Here is a 16,798-nt window from a genome sequence, read left to right as displayed (position 1 = left end):
CGCCTGATTTGACGACTGCTGCGCAGCCGAACGCAGCCTTCGGCAGCTGCTACATGGGGCCGGGGCCAGTTCCAGATCACCAAAAACCCCTGTAGCAGCTGCCGAGGCACGAGGCTGCGTCCGGCTGCGCAGCAGTCGTAAAACCAAGCACGAGGTTTTACTGAAACACCGCGTCGCCTGATTTGACGACTGCTGCGCAGCCGAACGCAGCCTTCGGCAGCTGCTACATGGGGCCGGGGCCAGTTCCAGATCACCAAAAACCCCTGTAGCAGCTGCCGAGGTACGAGGCTGCGTCCGGCTGCGCAGCAGACGTAAAACCCGAGCCCCCGGTTTTACTGAAACACCGCGGCGCCCGATTTCACGACTGCTGCGCAGCCGAACGCAGCCTTCGGCAGCTGCTACAAAGGGTTTGTGTGGGGTGTTGACGTGTGGCCGTTTGCCGCACTTTTGCCTGTCGGCCCCCGTGCTTGGTTATACTCCGTGCGATCCGCCTGGAGCGCTCATCAGGAGAGCTCATGCTCGCCGCCGTTCAAATCACTTCCGCGACTCGCCAGAATCTCTGGCGGCTGACGTTCATCCGCACTTTGGTGCTGGCCGCACAGGCCGGTTCCGTCGGGCTGGCCTACTGGTTCGATTTGCTGCCATTGCCCTGGTTTCAACTGGCAATGACTCTCGGCTGCTCGATGCTGCTGTGCGCGTTTACCGCGATTCGCCTGCGCACTTCGTGGCCGGTGACCGAGCTCGAATACGCCGTGCAACTGGCCTGCGACCTGTTTATCCACAGTGCCTTGCTGTATTTCTCTGGCGGTTCGACCAACCCGTTCGTCTCTTATTACCTGGTGCCGCTGACCATCGCTGCCGTGACCTTGCCGTGGCGGTTTTCGCTGATTCTGTCGGGCATCGCCCTAGCCATGTACACGCTGCTGCTGGCGCGTTTCTATCCGCTGCAAACCTTCCCGATTGCCCGGGAAAACCTGCAGGTCTACGGCATGTGGCTGAGTTTCGCGCTCGCGGCGGCGGTGATCACCTTCTTCGCTGCGCGCATGGCGGAAGAGTTGCGGCGTCAGGAAGAGTTACGCGCGATCCGTCGTGAAGAAGGCCTGCGCGACCAGCAATTGCTCGCCGTCGCCACTCAGGCTGCGGGCGCCGCGCATGAATTGGGGACGCCGCTGGCGACCATGAGCGTGTTGCTCAAAGAGATGCAGCAGGACCATCCCGACCCGCTGTTGCAGGATGATCTGAAGGTGCTGCAGGATCAGGTCAAACTCTGCAAAGAGACCTTGCAGCAACTGGTGCGCGCCGCCGAGGCCAATCGCCGCTTGGCCGTGGAGATGCAGGACGTCACTGATTGGCTCGACGAAGCGCTGAACCGCTGGCACCTGATGCGCCCGGAGGCCAGTTATCGCTTTCAGCGTCTCGGCCAGGGCAGCGTGCCGCGCATGGCGCCGCCGCCGGACCTGACCCAGGCGCTGCTGAATTTGCTCAATAACGCCGCCGACGCTTGCCCCGAAGGGCTGCAAGTGACGCTGGACTGGAATGCCGAAGACTTGACCATCAGCATTCGCGACCACGGCGCCGGTGTGCCGCTGGCGATTGCCGAGCAGATCGGCAAACCGTTTTTTACCACCAAGGGCAAAGGTTTCGGCCTGGGCCTGTTTTTGAGCAAAGCCAGCGTGACACGCGCGGGCGGCTCAGTGAAACTCTACAGTCATGAGGAAGGTGGCACGCTTACCGAGCTGCGCCTGCCCCGTGTCGCCCGAGGAAACGAACATGAGTGAAGAGATCCAAGTAGAAGGCGAAGAGCTGCCGCATTTGCTGCTGGTAGACGATGACGCCACGTTCACCCGCGTAATGGCCCGCGCCATGGCTCGCCGGGGTTTTCGCGTGAGCACCGCCGGTTCCGCCGAAGAAGGCCTGACCATCGCCCAGGCCGACCTGCCGGATTACGCCGCGCTCGACCTGAAAATGGACGGCGATTCGGGCCTGGTGCTGCTGCCGAAACTGCTCGAACTCGACCCGGAAATGCGCGTGGTGATTCTCACCGGTTATTCGAGCATTGCCACCGCCGTCGAAGCGATCAAGCGCGGCGCCTGCAATTACCTGTGCAAACCGGCCGATGCCGATGACGTGCTGGCGGCGCTGCTGTCCGAGCACGCCGACCTCGACACGCTGGTGCCGGAAAACCCGATGTCCGTGGACCGCTTGCAGTGGGAACACATTCAGCGCGTGTTGACCGAGCACGAAGGCAACATCTCCGCCACCGCCCGCGCCTTGGGCATGCACCGCCGGACTCTGCAACGCAAATTGCAGAAGCGTCCCGTTCGTCGCTGAACCTGCGCTGAACGAATGCCGGCCGTGCCTCGCGACAAACCGCGCCGATCATCTATGATCGGCGCGTGCGTGTACTTTTCCCTATCGAGCCTAATTCATGAAGCAGAACGCTGAATATTGCGCGGTCAATGATGCTGTGCGCGGGCAGTTTTTTCGCAAAGTCTGGGCGATGATCACGCCGTACTGGCGCAGTGAAGAGAAGGGCAAAGCGTGGACGCTGCTGATCGCGGTGATTGTGCTGTCGCTGTTCAGCGTGGCGATTTCGGTGTGGATCAACAGTTGGTACAAGGATTTCTACAACGCCTTGCAGAAAAAGGATGAGGCCGCGTTCTGGCAACTGATCCTGTATTTCTGCGGCATTGCGACGCTGGCGATTCTCGGCGCGGTGTATCGCTTGTACCTGACGCAGATGCTGACCATTCGCTGGCGTGCCTGGCTCACCGAACAGCATTTCGCCCGTTGGCTCGGGCACAAGAATTACTACCAGTTGGAGCAGGGCGGTTACACCGATAACCCCGACCAGCGGATTTCCGAAGACCTCAATACGTTCACCTCCAGCACCCTGGAACTGGGCATCGGTTTGCTGCGCAACATCGTCAGCCTGGTGTCGTTCTCGATCATTTTGTGGGGCGTTTCGGGCAGCATTGAAGTGTTCGGCATCACCATTCCCGGCTACATGTTCTGGTGTGTGCTGGTGTATGCGGTGATCGGCAGTTGGCTGACACACCTGATCGGTCGTCGCTTGATCGGTTTGAACAATCAGCAACAACGCTTCGAAGCCGACCTGCGTTTCTCCATGGTGCGGATCCGCGAGAACGCTGAAAGCATCGCCCTGTACAACGGCGAACCCAACGAGAACCGCCGTTTGAGCGACCGTTTCGGTCTGATCTGGCACAACTTCTGGGACATCATGAAGGTGTCCAAGCGTCTGACTTTCTTCACTTCCGGTTACAACCAGGTGGCGATCATCTTTCCGTTCATGGTCGCGGCGCCGCGTTATTTCGCGGGCAAGATCGAACTCGGTGAGCTGATGCAGATCAGTTCGGCGTTCGGCAATGTGCAGGAGAGTTTCAGCTGGTTTATCAGCGCGTATCAGAACCTCGCGGCATGGCGCGCGACTTGCGATCGTCTGTTGAGTTTCCGTGAAGCGATGAGCGATAACGAAGAGCGTCCGCCGGCCATCGATGTGCAGAATCAGGGTTCGGCGCTGCGGGTCAGTAACCTCGGCCTCGACCTGGCGGACGGTCGTCACTTGCTGACCAGCGCCGACATGACCGTGGAGCAGGGGGAGCGCGTGATGCTCAGCGGCCGTTCCGGCAGCGGTAAATCGACGTTGCTGCGGGCGATGGGGCATTTGTGGCCAGCGGGCCACGGCAGCATCCGGCTGCCGGCGGCGCGTTATCTGTTCTTGCCGCAAAAACCGTATCTGCCGATTGGCACGTTGCGTGAAGCGCTGAATTATCCACAGGCCAGCGACGCCTATGCGCCGGAGCGTTATGCGCAGGTGCTGGAAACCTGCCGATTGCCGCATCTGGTGGCGCGGCTGGACGAGGCCAATCACTGGCAGCGCATGTTGTCGCCGGGTGAGCAGCAACGGCTGGCCTTCGCCCGCGCGCTGTTGTTTGCGCCGCAATGGCTGTACATGGACGAAGCCACCTCGGCGATGGATGAAGAGGACGAGGCGACGTTGTATCAGGCGTTGATCGATGAAATCCCCGGGTTGAGCATCGTCAGCGTCGGGCACCGCAGCAGTTTGAAGCGCTTCCACCCACGCCATGTTCGTATCGACAACGGGCGTTTGGCGGAGCAAGCCGTAACCGCCTAGGCACCACAGACGCCTCTTGTGGGGTGGGCCTTTGTGGCGAGGGGGCTTGCCCCCGTTGGACTGCGCAGCGGTCCCAATTTTTCAGGGCCGCTTCGCGACCCAACGGGGGCAAGCCCCCTCGCCACATGAGCCTGGCTTCTGCGGGGTGGTGGGGGCGGTGGTGATCGTACAACCGCGTTGAGCTATGATGCGGTTTCAGCCGACATTTTCGAGACAGACGTTCACCATGGAAAACCCGATCGACGCACCTCGCCTCCCGCGCAAGCGCCGCAGCCTCGCTCAGGAACTGGTGACGGTGCTGTCCGAGCAGATCCGCGACGGCCAACTCAAACGTGGCGACAAGTTGCCCACCGAGTCGGCAATCATGGATGCGCATGGCGTCAGCCGCACCGTGGTGCGCGAGGCGATTTCCCGTTTGCAGGCCGCCGGGCAGGTTGAAACCCGCCACGGCATCGGCACGTTTGTCCTCGATACGCCGAGCCCGAGCGGCTTTCGCATCGACCCGGCGACTGTGGTTACGTTGCGTGATGTGTTGGCGATTCTCGAATTGCGCATCAGCCTGGAAGTGGAATCCGCCGGCCTCGCCGCGCAACGCCGCAGCGCCGAGCAATTGGGCCTGATGCGTGCGGCGCTGGACGCGCTCAACGAAAGCGCCGCGCACGCCAGCGATGCGGTGGCGTCGGACTTCCAGTTTCACCTGCAAATTGCGTTGTCGACCGGCAACCGCTATTTCACCGACATCATGACCCACCTCGGCACCAGCATCATTCCGCGCACCCGGCTGAACTCGGCGCGCCTGGCGCATGACGATCAGCAGCATTACATGAGCCGCCTGAGCCGCGAGCACGAGGAAATCTACGACGCCATCGCCCGTCAGGATTCCGATGCCGCGCGCGCCGCCATGCGCCTGCACCTGACCAACAGCCGCGAACGCCTGCGCCATGCGCATGAAGAGGCTGAAGCGCAACGCGGCTGATAGCGTGTCGCCTGCCAAGACGCCTTCGCGAGCAGGCTCACTCCTACAGGGTGAATGCATTTCTACTGCAGGAGCGAGCCTGCTCGCGATGAGGGCCGCTGCCTGTCATCTCTCTGGCATTTACCCACTGATCGCTTGATCGGCACACATCAGCCAGTTGCACTTCAACTCAACCACAACTCACGTTTCGTACTCCTCCGACAACCTATGACCTGCGCGAACACATCTCTAGCAGCGCGCTATCGCCGCCCGCACCCTTGTTCAATCACCCCCATCCACCCCTAATTTCCCCACACAGCGATGAAATGCAGTTGACGGTTTTATTTTAGGTTGTACGATGACCTACAACTTCGGCGAAGGCTGAACGGTTTTCTCACACAACGTTGCTACCCAGGGTGTTCGAATAATGAATCCACAAGAACTGAAGTCCATCCTCTCTTCCGGCCTGCTGTCTTTCCCGGTTACCGATTTCAATGCACAGGGCGATTTCCATCGCGCTGGCTACATCAAACGTCTCGAATGGCTGGCCCCATACGGCGCCTCGGCTCTGTTCGCCGCGGGCGGCACCGGTGAGTTTTTCTCTCTGGCGGCCAGCGAATATTCGGAAATCATCAAGACTGCCGTCGACACCTGCGAAACCAGCGTGCCAATCCTCGCCGGCGTCGGCGGTTCGACTCGCCAAGCCATCGAATACGCCCAAGAGGCCGAGCGTCTGGGCGCCAAAGGCCTGTTGCTGCTGCCGCACTACCTGACCGAAGCGAGCCAGGACGGGGTTGCCGCCCACGTTGAAGCCGTGTGCAAATCGGTGAAAATCGGCGTCGTCGTCTACAACCGCAACGTTTGCCGGCTCACCGCGCCGCTGCTGGAACGTCTGGCCGAGCGCTGCCCGAACCTGATCGGCTACAAGGATGGCCTGGGCGATATCGAGTTGATGGTGTCGATCCGTCGCCGCCTCGGTGATCGCTTCAGCTACCTCGGTGGTTTGCCGACCGCCGAAGTCTACGCCGCCGCTTACAAAGCGCTGGGCGTGCCGGTTTACTCTTCGGCGGTGTTCAACTTCATTCCGAAAACCGCGATGGATTTCTACCACGCCATTGCCCGCGAAGATCACGCCACCGTCGGCAAGATCATCGATGACTTCTTCCTGCCGTACCTCGACATCCGTAACCGCAAATCCGGTTACGCCGTGAGCATCGTCAAGGCTGGGGCAAAAATTGCCGGCTATGACGCAGGCCCGGTTCGGGCACCTTTGACTGACCTGACCGGCGAAGAGTACGAAATGCTCGCCGCGCTGATCGACAAGCAAGGTGCGCAATAACACATCCGATCAATAAGGCCGCTGAGTGATCAGCGGCCTTTTGGGTCTGGAGTTCTTTTAAGGGGAATGCCCGTGGCAGATGCAAAACGCTTTGATAACTACATCAACGGTGAATGGGTTGCCGGCAGTGAATACTGCGCCAACATCAACCCGTCCGAACTGACCGACACCATCGGCGAATACGCCAAGGCTGACCTGGCCCAGGTGCACGCCGCCATCGACGCCGCCCGCGCCGCGTTCCCGGCCTGGTCGACTTCCGGCATTCAGGCTCGCCACGATTCGCTGGACAAAGTCGGCAGCGAAATCCTCGCCCGTCGCGAAGAGCTCGGCACGTTGCTGGCCCGTGAAGAGGGCAAGACCCTGCCTGAAGCCATCGGCGAAGTGAACCGCGCCGGTAACATCTTCAAATTCTTCGCTGGTGAAACCCTGCGTCTGTCCGGCGATTACCTGCCGTCGGTGCGTCCGGGCGTCAACGTCGAAGTCACTCGCGAAGCGCTCGGCGTGGTCGGCCTGATCACCCCGTGGAACTTCCCGATCGCCATCCCGGCATGGAAAATCGCCCCGGCCCTGGCTTACGGTAACTGCGTCGTGCTGAAACCGGCTGATCTGGTGCCGGGCTGTGCCTGGGCGCTGGCCGAAATCATCTCCCGCGCAGGCTTCCCGGCCGGCGTGTTCAACCTGGTGATGGGCAGCGGCCGGGTGGTTGGCGATGCGCTGGTGCAGAGCCCGAAGGTCGACGGCATCAGCTTCACCGGTTCGGTCGGCGTCGGTCGTCAGATCGCCGTCAGCTGCGTCTCGCGCCAAGCGAAAGTGCAGCTGGAAATGGGTGGCAAAAACCCGCAGATCATTCTCGACGACGCCGACCTCAAGCAAGCGGTCGAGTTGTCGGTGCAGAGCGCGTTCTACTCCACCGGTCAGCGTTGCACGGCGTCGAGCCGCTTCATCGTCACCGCCGGGATTCACGACAAGTTCGTTGAAGCCGTGGCCGAGCGCATGAAGTCGATCAAGGTCGGCCACGCGCTGAAATCCGGCACCGACATTGGTCCGGTGGTTTCGCAAGCGCAGCTTGAACAAGACATGAAGTACATCGACATCGGCCAGTCCGAAGGTGCACGTCTGGTCAGCGGTGGTGGTTTGGTGACCTGCGACACCGAAGGTTATTACCTGGCGCCAACGCTGTTTGCCGACAGCGAAGCGGCGATGCGCATCAGCCGTGAAGAGATTTTCGGCCCGGTGGCCAACGTGGTTCGCGTGGCGGATTACGAAGCGGCACTGGCCATGGCCAACGACACCGAATTCGGTTTGTCGGCGGGCATCGCCACCACGTCGTTGAAGTACGCCAACCACTTCAAACGCCACTCCCAGGCCGGGATGGTAATGGTCAATCTGCCGACTGCCGGCGTCGATTACCACGTTCCGTTCGGTGGTCGTAAAGGCTCGTCCTACGGTTCCCGCGAGCAAGGTCGCTACGCGCAAGAGTTCTACACCGTGGTGAAAACCAGCTACATCGGTTCGTAAACGCAACACCCCTGCGGGAGCGAGTTTGCTCGCGATGGTCTTGAGGACGCGGCGGTATACCTGATGCCCGCGTCATCATTGACCACCATCGCGAGCAAGCTCGCTCCTACAGAACACAAAAAGATTCACCCGCGCATAAAAATAATCAGTGGGAGTACATCTACATGCAAGCGACCAAGCCGACTCACGTCCGCTATTTGATTTTGCTCATGCTTTTTCTGGTGACCACGATCAACTACGCCGACCGGGCCACTATCGCCATCGCGGGTTCCAGCCTGCAAAAAGACCTCGGCATCGACGCGGTCACCCTCGGCTACATCTTCTCTGCATTCGGTTGGGCCTACGTGGCCGGGCAAATTCCCGGTGGCTGGCTGCTCGATCGGTTCGGCTCGAAAAAAGTCTACGCACTGAGCATTTTCACCTGGTCGCTGTTCACCGTGCTGCAGGGCTACGTCGGTGAATTCGGCATGTCCACCGCGATTGTTGCGCTGTTCATGCTGCGCTTTCTGGTGGGCTTGGCCGAAGCGCCATCCTTCCCCGGCAACGCGCGCATCGTTGCGGCGTGGTTCCCGACCGCTGAACGCGGCACCGCCTCGGCGATCTTCAACTCGGCGCAATACTTTGCCACCGTGTTGTTCGCACCGCTGATGGGCTGGATCGTCTACAGCTTCGGCTGGCAGCACGTGTTCATCGTCATGGGGCTGATCGGCATCGTCTTCTCGGGGATCTGGCTCAAGGTTATCCACAGCCCGCGCCAACACCCGATGATCAACGAAGCCGAGTTCAAGCACATCGCCGACAACGGCGGCATGGTCGACATGGACCAGGACAAAGGCAAGGGCAAAAAAGTCGACGGGCCGAAGTGGGATTACATCCGCCAGTTGCTGACCAACCGCATGATGCTCGGCGTTTACCTGGGCCAATACTGCATCAACGGCATCACCTATTTCTTCCTGACCTGGTTCCCTGTGTACCTCGTACAAGAACGCGGCATGACCATTCTCAAGGCTGGTTTCATTGCCTCGTTGCCGGCGATCTGCGGGTTTATCGGTGGCGTGCTCGGCGGGGTGATTTCCGATTACCTGCTGCGCAAAGGCCATTCCCTGACCTTCGCCCGCAAGGCACCGATCATTGCCGGTTTGCTGGTGTCGAGCAGCATCGTCGCGTGCAACTACGTTGATGTGGAATGGATGGTCGTCGGCTTCATGGCCCTCGCTTTCTTCGGCAAAGGCGTTGGCGCACTGGGCTGGGCGGTGGTGTCCGACACCTCGCCGAAACAGATTGCCGGCCTGAGCGGTGGTTTGTTCAACACCTTCGGCAACATCGCCTCGATCACCACGCCGATCGTCATCGGCTACATCATCAGCTCCACCGGTTCGTTCAAATGGGCGCTGGTGTTTGTCGGTTGCAACGCGCTGGTCGCGGTGTTCAGCTACCTGGTGATCGTCGGTCCGATCAAACGTGTGGTGCTCAAAGAGCCGCCAACCACCGGTCCTGAACTGACCAAATTAACCGAAGCGCATTCCTGAGGAGCGGCGTCATGCAGTTGATTGAACATTCCGACTCGCCGCGCTACATCCGCCTGCACCCGCGCGACAACGTAGTGATTGTGGTCAATGACCAAGGCGTACCGGCCGGCACTGAATTTCCCGACGGTCTGGTTACCGTGGATTTCGTTCCGCAAAGCCACAAAGTCACGCTCGAGGACATCCCCGAGGGCGGCCTGGTGATTCGTTACGGCCAGACCATCGGCTACGCGTTGCAGCCGATCCCGCGTGGCAGTTGGGTCAAGGAAGATCAACTGCGCATGCCCACCGCGCCACCGCTGGACAGCCTGCCGCTGTCCACCGATGTGCCGGCGACGCAGGCACCGCTGGAAGGCTTCACGTTCGAGGGTTATCGCAACGCCGACGGCACCGTCGGCACGCGCAATATTCTCGGGATCACCACCACGGTGCAGTGCGTGACCGGCGTGCTCGACCATGCGGTCAAACGCATCAAAGACGAGTTGCTGCCGCGCTACCCGAACGTCGATGACGTGGTGGCGCTGACCCACAGTTATGGCTGCGGCGTGGCGATTACCGCCACCGACGCCTACATTCCGATTCGCACCGTGCGCAATCTGGCGCGCAACCCGAACCTGGGCGGCGAGGCCTTGGTGATCAGCCTCGGTTGCGAGAAATTGCAGGCCGGGCAGGTGATGCACGAGAACGACAGCTCGGTGGATTTGAGCGACCCGTGGCTGTATCGCTTGCAAGATTCGAGTCACGGTTTCACCGAGATGATCGAGCAGATCATGGCGCTGGCCGAAACCCGTCTGAAGAAGCTCGACCAACGTCGCCGCGAAACCGTGCCGGCGTCCGAGTTGATCCTCGGCATGCAGTGCGGCGGCAGCGATGCGTTCTCCGGCATCACCGCCAACCCGGCGCTGGGTTATGCCTCGGACCTGCTGCTGCGCGCGGGCGCGACGGTGATGTTTTCCGAAGTCACCGAAGTGCGCGACGCGATTTACCTGCTGACCTCGCGTGCCGAAAGCACCGAAGTCGCCGAGGAACTGGTGCGCGAAATGGACTGGTACGACCGTTACCTGGCCAAGGGCGAAGCGGACCGCAGCGCCAATACCACGCCGGGCAACAAGAAGGGCGGGTTGTCGAACATTGTCGAAAAGTCGCTGGGCTCGATCGTCAAATCCGGCAGCAGCGCAATCAACGGCGTGCTTGGCCCGGGTGAACGGTTCAAGCGCAAAGGGCTGATTTTTTGCGCAACCCCGGCGAGTGATTTTGTCTGCGGCACGTTGCAATTGGCGGCGGGGATGAACCTGCACGTGTTCACCACCGGGCGCGGCACGCCGTACGGTTTGGCGATGGCGCCCGTGGTGAAGGTATCAACGCGGACCGAATTGGCGCAGCGCTGGCCGGATCTGATCGACATCGATGCCGGGCGGATCGCGACCGGGCGTGCGTCGATCGAGGACCTCGGCTGGGAGTTGTTCCGCTACTACCTGGACGTCGCCAGTGGCAAGAAACAGACGTGGGCCGAGCAGCACAAGCTGTACAACGACATCACCTTGTTCAACCCGGCGCCGATCACCTGAGACCGAGTCGCCTGCATCGCGAGCAAGCTCGCTCCCACAGGGATCTCGGCCACACCGGAGATCAAATGTGGGAGCGAGCTTGCTCGCGATAGCGCGATGACAGACGCCGGGGGACTTGCTGGCTTATCATTAGCCCCCTAACGACGCCCACCCCCAAGGTCTCCCGGCATGCTGGCTATTTTCCTCGAAACCCTGAACATCACCGCGCCGGTGTTTGCCATGCTGTTTCTCGGTGTGCTGCTCAAGCGCATCAACTGGATCAACGACAATTTCATTCACACGGCGTCGGCCCTGGTGTTCAACGTCACCATGCCGGCGTTGCTGTTTCTCGGCATCTTGCACGCCGACCTGCACGCCGCGCTGCAACCGGCACTGCTGATCTACTTCTCGATCGCCACCCTGGTCTGCTTCGCCATCGCCTGGGGCTGGGCGATCTGGAAGTGCCCGCGTGAAGATCGCGGCATCTACACCCAAGGCGCGTTTCGCGGCAACAACGGCGTGATCGGTCTGGCGCTGGCGGCGAGCATGTACGGCGACTACGGGATTTCCCTCGGGGCGATTCTCGCGGCGCTGGTCATTCTCTTCTACAACACCCTGTCGACCATCGTGCTGGCGGTGTACAGCCCGGTGATCAAGTCCGATCCGTGGAGCATCTGCAAAAGCGTAATGGCCAACCCGCTGATCGTCAGCGTGTTGGCCGCGGCGCCGTTTGCCTATTTCAAGATCGGTCTGCCGGGCTGGCTGGAAACCTCCGGCCAATACCTGGCGCAAACCACACTGCCGCTGGCGTTGATCTGCATTGGCGGCACCTTGTCGCTGGCGGCGCTGCGCAAAAGCGGCAACATGGCGCTGAGTTCGAGCCTGGTGAAGATGATCGGTTTGCCGGTGCTGGCGACGGTAGGCGCGTGGCTCTGGGGCTTTCGTGGTGCGGAGCTGGGGATTCTGTTTCTGTACTTTGGCAGCCCGACGGCGGCGGCGAGTTTTGTCATGGCGCGTCAGGCCAATGGCAACCATGAACTGGCGGCGGCGATCATTGTGATTACAACGCTGATGGCGGCGGTGACCACCAATATCGGGATCTTTGTGTTGCAGTGGGGTGGGTGGATTTAACCCCAGGATTTGCGGTGATATTGAGGGCCTCTTCGCGGGCAAGCCTCGCTCCTGCAGGGGGATCACCGACCCTGTAGGAGCGAGGCTTGCCCGCGAAGGCCATCGACCTGCTTACTCCGGCTTCTGATAACTATCAATCACTTCCTGCGCCGCCCGAAACGCATCAACCGCCGCCGGCACACCCGCGTACACCGCGCAATGCAGCAGCGCTTCGCGGATCTCTTCCACGGTGCAACCGTTGTTCAGCGCACCGCGCACGTGACCTTTCAACTCTTGCGGGCACTTCAATGCGGTCAGTGCGGCGAGGGTGATCAGGCTGCGGGTTTTCAGCGGCAGACCTTCGCGATTCCACACGCTGCCCCACGCGTGATCATTGACGAAATCCTGCAGCGGCTGGCTGAACTCAGTGGCATTGCCGAGCGCGCGGTCAACGAATGCATCGCCCATCACTTGCCGGCGCACTTCAACGCCGGGCTTTTTCTGGTCGGTCATGGCACATCCTTCTTGTGGTGTTGGCGACGCCAGGCGCGCAGCGACGTGAACAGCAGAAACGCCACCAGCGCCGGCAGGACGAAAATCAGCATCAAGTGTTCAAGCTTGCCGGCCAGCGGCATGCCCGTGGTAAACGACACCACGTGCAGCCCGTACGCCAGGTACAAACCGAGAAACAGCAGGCCTTCGGCGCGCGTCACTCGATAACCGGAATAGAACACCGGCAGGCACAGCACGGCGACGCCGAGCATCACTGGCAAGTCGAAATCCAGCGCGTTCGGCGACACCGACAGCGGCGCGGGCGCCACCAGCGCGGTCAAACCGAGCACGCCGAGAAGGTTGAACAGGTTGCTGCCGATCACGTTGCCCACGGCAATTTCGCGTTGCCCGCGCAAAGCGGCAATCAGCGACGTGGCGAGCACCGGCAATGAAGTGCTGACCGCCACCACGGTCAGGCCGATGATCCGCTCCGACAACCCGAGGTCAGTCGCCACCGACACTGCTGCGCCGAGCAACAAATGCCCGGCATACACCAACATCGCCAGCCCGGCGACGATCATCAGCAGGCTGCTGATCCACGGTGCGCGTGGCGTTGACGGCTGACTCGAATGCGGGCGCGCGGAATGTTGCGACTGGCGCAGCAACAATCCCAGATACAACACCAGCGCGGCGAGCAGGATGATGCCGTCGGTGCGGCTCAGTTCTTCGTTCCAGGCCAGTAAACACACGAGCAGGCTGGCGCCGATCATCAGCGGAATATCCAGCCGTACCACTTGACGCGACACGCGCAGCGGGATGATCAGCGCCGACAGACCGAGGATCACGAGGATGTTGAAGATGCTGCTGCCGATCACGCTGCCGACGGCGATGTCTTGGTTATGCGCAAGCATGGCTTGCAGGCTCACGGCCATTTGCGGCGCGCTGCTGCCGAGGGCGACGATGGTCAGGCCGATGATCAGCGGCCGCACATGCAGGCGCGCGGCCAGGCGCACGGCGGCGCGCACCATCAGCTCGGCGCCGGCGATCAGCAGGAGCAGGCCGCCGAATAATTCGAGCACGCTCAGCAGCGGGATGTCGGTTAATCCGTAGATGATCGGCGCTCCATCAGTCGTCCAGAGCCTGCACGCGAACCTTCGCGGTGCCACTGCGCAACATGCCCAGGCGCTCGGCGGCGGCGTGGGACACGTCGATCAGGCGCCCACGGCTGTGCGGGCCGCGATCATTAATGCGCACCACGCAGGATTTGTCATTGTTCAGGTTGGTGATTTTCACCCGGGTGCCGAAAGGTAATTGGCGGTGGGCGGCTGTCAGGGAATTCTTGTTGAAACGCTCGCCGCTGGCGGTGCGTTTGCCTTGATGTCTGGCGCCGTAATAGGACGCGGTGCCGGTCTTGTCGTAACCGTGCGGATCGATGATGCCGTCACTGGCGCAACCGGGCAGCAGGACGGTCAGAGCGAGCAGGGCGCAGGCGCCGAACAGACGCTTCATTCAGTGGTTTCCCAATACAAATGTGGGAGCTGGCCTGTGTGCCGAGGTTGCTTGTTGTGGCGAGGGGGCTTGTTGTGGCGAGGGGGCTTGCCCCCGTTGGACTGCGCAGCGGTCCCAAAACCTGAACGCGGTGTTCAGAAATCGGGGCCGCTCCGCGACCCAACGGGGGCAAGCCCCCTCGCCACAGAAGCCCCCCAGCCACAACAGCTCGCTCCCACAGGGATTTGAGCCAGTTTTGAATGCTGGCTCCATGTCGATCAGCCTTCGAGCTTGCTTTTCAGCAGTTCGTTGACCTGTTGCGGGTTGGCCTTGCCTTTGGAGGCTTTCATGGCCTGGCCGACGAAGAAGCCGAACATTTTGCCGCGCTTGGCTTCGTCTGCCGCACGGTATTGTTCAACTTGCTCGGCGTTGGCCGCGAGCATTTCGTCGAGCACCGCCGAGATCGCGCCGCTGTCGGTGACCTGCGTCAAGCCATAATGGTTGATAATCGCACGAGCCTTGTTTTCGCCCACCTCAATGAACTTTTCAGTCGTCGTCATGATTTCAAAGACCTTTTTTGCGATCTTCCCTGAAATCGTGTTGTCGCTGATGCGAAGCAACAACCCGCCCAATTCTGCAGCAGTGACCGGAGAGTTGGTGATATCCAGGTCTAGCTTGTTCAACAGGCTGCCCAATTCAACCATCACCCAGTTGGCCGCCAGTTTGGCGTCGCCGCCAATGCTTGCGACTTTCTCGAAGTAATCGGCTTGTTCGCGGCTGGTGGCGAGGACGCTGGCGTCATACACCGACAGGCCGTATTGCGCCTGGAAACGCTCGCGTTTTTGCGGCGGCAATTCTGGCAAAGTCGCGCGCACCTCGTCGAGGAACGAATCCTCGATGACCACCGGCAACAGGTCCGGATCGGGGAAGTAACGGTAGTCGTTGGCTTCCTCTTTGCTGCGCATCGGACGGGTTTCGTCCTTGTTCGGATCGTACAGGCGGGTTTGCTGGATCACTTTGCCGCCGTCTTCGATCAGCTCGATCTGGCGACGCACTTCGCTGTTGATCGCCTTCTCGATGAAGCGGAACGAGTTGACGTTCTTGATCTCGCAGCGCGTGCCGAACTCGACCTGACCTTTCGGACGGATCGACACGTTGCAGTCGCAACGCAGCGAACCTTCAGCCATGTTGCCGTCGCAAATGCCCAGGTAACGCACCAGCGCGTGGACGGTTTTTACGTAGGCCACGGCTTCCTTGGCGCTGCGCATGTCCGGCTCGGAAACGATTTCCAGCAGCGGCGTGCCGGCACGGTTCAAGTCGATGCCGGTGGCGCCGTTGAATTCTTCGTGCAGGCTCTTGCCGGCATCTTCTTCCAGGTGCGCACGGGTCACGCCGACACGTTTGATCGTGCCGTCTTCCATGGCGATGTCCAAATGGCCCTTGCCGACAATCGGCAGTTCCATCTGGCTGATCTGGTAACCCTTCGGCAGGTCCGGGTAGAAGTAGTTTTTACGCGCGAACACGTTGTGCTGGCCGATCTCGGCGTCAATCGCCAAGCCGAACATCACCGCCATGCGCACCGCTTCCTGGTTCAGCACCGGCAGCACGCCGGGCATGCCCAGGTCGACGAGGCTGGCCTGAGTGTTCGGCTCGGAACCGAAGGTGGTGGAACTACCGGAAAAGATTTTCGACCGGGTGGTGAGCTGTGTATGAATCTCCAGCCCGATCACGACTTCCCATTGCATGTGTTTCTCCTCAGAAGCCGGTTGGGGTGCGGGTGTGCCAGTCAGTGTTCAACTGATACTGGTGCGCAACGTTGAGCAAACGGCCTTCCTGGAAATACGGGGCGAGCAATTGCACGCCGACCGGCAGACCGTCGACAAAACCGGCCGGCATCGACAGGCCCGGCAGGCCCGCGAGGTTGGCGGTGATGGTGTAGACGTCTTCCAGATAGGCAGCGACCGGGTCGCTGTTCTTCGCGCCAAGCTTCCAGGCCGGGTTCGGCGTGGTTGGGCCGAGGATGATGTCGACCTCATTAAACGCCGCCATGAAGTCGTTCTTCACCAGACGACGGATCTTCTGCGCTTTCAGGTAGTAGGCGTCGTAGTAGCCGGCCGACAGCGCGTAGGCGCCGACCATGATCCGGCGCTGCACTTCGGCGCCGAAACCTTCACCACGGGAACGCTTGTACAGGTCTTCCAGGCTTTTCGGGTCTTCGCAGCGATGGCCGAAACGCACGCCGTCGAAACGCGACAGGTTGGAGGAGGCTTCTGCAGGCGCGATCACGTAGTACGCAGGAATCGCGTGCTGCATGTTTGGCAGGCTGATTTCCTTGACCACGGCGCCGAGCTTTTCCAGCTCCTTGACGCTGTTGTGGATCAGCTCGGCGATGCGCGGGTCGAGACCGGCGCTGAAGTATTCCTTCGGCACGCCGATGCGCAGGCCTTGCAGCGAGCTATTAAGGCTGGCGCTGTAGTCCGGCACCGGTTCGTCGATGCTGGTGGAATCATTGGCATCAAAACCGGCCATGCCTTGCAGCAGGATCGCGCAGTCTTCGGCAGTGCGCGCCAACGGGCCGCCCTGGTCGAGGCTGGACGCGTAGGCAATCATGCCCCAGCGCGACACACGACCGTAGGTCGGTTTCAGGCCGGTGAGGTTGGTGAACGC

At 61.0% G+C, this 16,798-nt stretch carries 14 protein-coding genes; 9 read left to right on the top strand and 5 right to left on the bottom strand.

Going from position 1 to position 16,798, the window contains the following annotated elements; translation table 11 throughout:
- Positions 1-515: 515 nt before the first annotated feature.
- The 9 genes from BI292_RS03170 (at position 516) to BI292_RS03130 (ending at position 12,172) form a co-directional block, all read left to right on the top strand.
- A complete protein-coding gene (locus BI292_RS03170; RefSeq protein WP_101206957.1) occupies positions 516-1,778 on the top strand; it encodes an ATP-binding protein in 1,263 nt (420 codons plus the stop codon).
- Entirely contained in the window at positions 1,771-2,331 is a 561-nt protein-coding gene (locus BI292_RS03165; RefSeq protein ID WP_092273358.1) for a response regulator transcription factor, read from the top strand. The genes BI292_RS03170 and BI292_RS03165 overlap by 8 nt, the downstream gene beginning before the upstream one ends.
- Positions 2,332-2,428: 97 nt before the next feature.
- Positions 2,429-4,156, top strand: coding sequence for an ABC transporter ATP-binding protein/permease (locus tag BI292_RS03160; protein WP_101206956.1), 1,728 nt, complete (start codon positions 2,429-2,431; stop codon positions 4,154-4,156).
- Positions 4,157-4,382: 226 nt separating this feature from the next.
- Positions 4,383-5,132, top strand: a complete 750-nt coding sequence (locus tag BI292_RS03155; RefSeq protein WP_178076522.1) for a FadR/GntR family transcriptional regulator — start codon at positions 4,383-4,385, stop codon at positions 5,130-5,132.
- A 406-nt stretch (positions 5,133-5,538) separates the two neighbouring features.
- Complete coding sequence (gene kdgD / locus BI292_RS03150; protein ID WP_092273349.1) at positions 5,539-6,450, top strand: 5-dehydro-4-deoxyglucarate dehydratase; 912 nt, start codon at positions 5,539-5,541, stop codon at positions 6,448-6,450.
- Between the two features lie 72 nt (positions 6,451-6,522).
- Entirely contained in the window at positions 6,523-7,968 is a 1,446-nt protein-coding gene (locus BI292_RS03145; RefSeq protein WP_101206958.1) for an aldehyde dehydrogenase family protein, read from the top strand.
- A gap of 77 nt (positions 7,969-8,045) precedes the next feature.
- Positions 8,046-9,497: an MFS transporter gene (locus BI292_RS03140; protein ID WP_256592608.1), complete on the top strand. Its 1,452-nt coding sequence runs from the start codon at positions 8,046-8,048 to the stop codon at positions 9,495-9,497.
- An 11-nt stretch (positions 9,498-9,508) separates the two neighbouring features.
- Entirely contained in the window at positions 9,509-11,062 is a 1,554-nt protein-coding gene (gene garD, locus BI292_RS03135; RefSeq protein ID WP_101206955.1) for a galactarate dehydratase, read from the top strand.
- Positions 11,063-11,230: 168 nt separating this feature from the next.
- On the top strand, positions 11,231-12,172 hold the full coding sequence (locus BI292_RS03130; protein ID WP_092273337.1) for an AEC family transporter: 942 nt from the start codon (positions 11,231-11,233) through the stop codon (positions 12,170-12,172).
- Positions 12,173-12,283: 111 nt separating this feature from the next.
- On the opposite strand, the gene BI292_RS03125 is transcribed toward BI292_RS03130, so the two are convergent.
- The 5 genes from BI292_RS03125 to BI292_RS03105 form a co-directional block, all read right to left on the bottom strand.
- The gene (locus BI292_RS03125) at positions 12,284-12,664 is read right to left on the bottom strand and encodes a carboxymuconolactone decarboxylase family protein (RefSeq protein WP_092273334.1); all 381 of its coding nucleotides are present in this window, start codon (positions 12,662-12,664) and stop codon (positions 12,284-12,286) included.
- Positions 12,661-13,722: a calcium/sodium antiporter gene (locus BI292_RS03120; RefSeq protein ID WP_101206954.1), complete on the bottom strand. Its 1,062-nt coding sequence runs from the start codon at positions 13,720-13,722 to the stop codon at positions 12,661-12,663. The genes BI292_RS03125 and BI292_RS03120 overlap by 4 nt, the downstream gene beginning before the upstream one ends.
- A gap of 46 nt (positions 13,723-13,768) precedes the next feature.
- Positions 13,769-14,152 (bottom strand): septal ring lytic transglycosylase RlpA family protein, encoded by a 384-nt coding sequence (locus BI292_RS03115; protein WP_101206953.1) that lies wholly within the window; start codon positions 14,150-14,152, stop codon positions 13,769-13,771.
- A gap of 257 nt (positions 14,153-14,409) precedes the next feature.
- A complete protein-coding gene (gene gatB / locus BI292_RS03110) occupies positions 14,410-15,876 on the bottom strand; it encodes an Asp-tRNA(Asn)/Glu-tRNA(Gln) amidotransferase subunit GatB (RefSeq protein WP_101206952.1) in 1,467 nt (488 codons plus the stop codon).
- A gap of 10 nt (positions 15,877-15,886) precedes the next feature.
- On the bottom strand, positions 15,887-16,798 hold a 912-nt coding region (locus BI292_RS03105; RefSeq protein ID WP_101206951.1), incomplete at its 5' end, for an amidase.

The organism is Pseudomonas sp. 43NM1 (assembly GCF_002836905.1).
Lineage (GTDB): Bacteria > Pseudomonadota > Gammaproteobacteria > Pseudomonadales > Pseudomonadaceae > Aquipseudomonas > Aquipseudomonas prosekii.
This window is presented reverse-complemented; position numbering and strand designations above follow the sequence as displayed.

Coding starts and splice junctions, on each gene's coding strand:
- BI292_RS03170 (WP_101206957.1), top strand. CDS start 516: ATGCTCGCCGCCGTTCAAATCACTTCCGCGACTCGCCAGAATCTCTGG.
- BI292_RS03165 (WP_092273358.1), top strand. CDS start 1,771: ATGAGTGAAGAGATCCAAGTAGAAGGCGAAGAGCTGCCGCATTTGCTG.
- BI292_RS03160 (WP_101206956.1), top strand. CDS start 2,429: ATGAAGCAGAACGCTGAATATTGCGCGGTCAATGATGCTGTGCGCGGG.
- BI292_RS03155 (WP_178076522.1), top strand. CDS start 4,383: ATGGAAAACCCGATCGACGCACCTCGCCTCCCGCGCAAGCGCCGCAGC.
- kdgD (WP_092273349.1), top strand. CDS start 5,539: ATGAATCCACAAGAACTGAAGTCCATCCTCTCTTCCGGCCTGCTGTCT.
- garD (WP_101206955.1), top strand. CDS start 9,509: ATGCAGTTGATTGAACATTCCGACTCGCCGCGCTACATCCGCCTGCAC.
- BI292_RS03130 (WP_092273337.1), top strand. CDS start 11,231: ATGCTGGCTATTTTCCTCGAAACCCTGAACATCACCGCGCCGGTGTTT.
- BI292_RS03125 (WP_092273334.1), bottom strand. CDS start 12,664: ATGACCGACCAGAAAAAGCCCGGCGTTGAAGTGCGCCGGCAAGTGATG.
- BI292_RS03115 (WP_101206953.1), bottom strand. CDS start 14,152: ATGAAGCGTCTGTTCGGCGCCTGCGCCCTGCTCGCTCTGACCGTCCTG.
- gatB (WP_101206952.1), bottom strand. CDS start 15,876: ATGCAATGGGAAGTCGTGATCGGGCTGGAGATTCATACACAGCTCACC.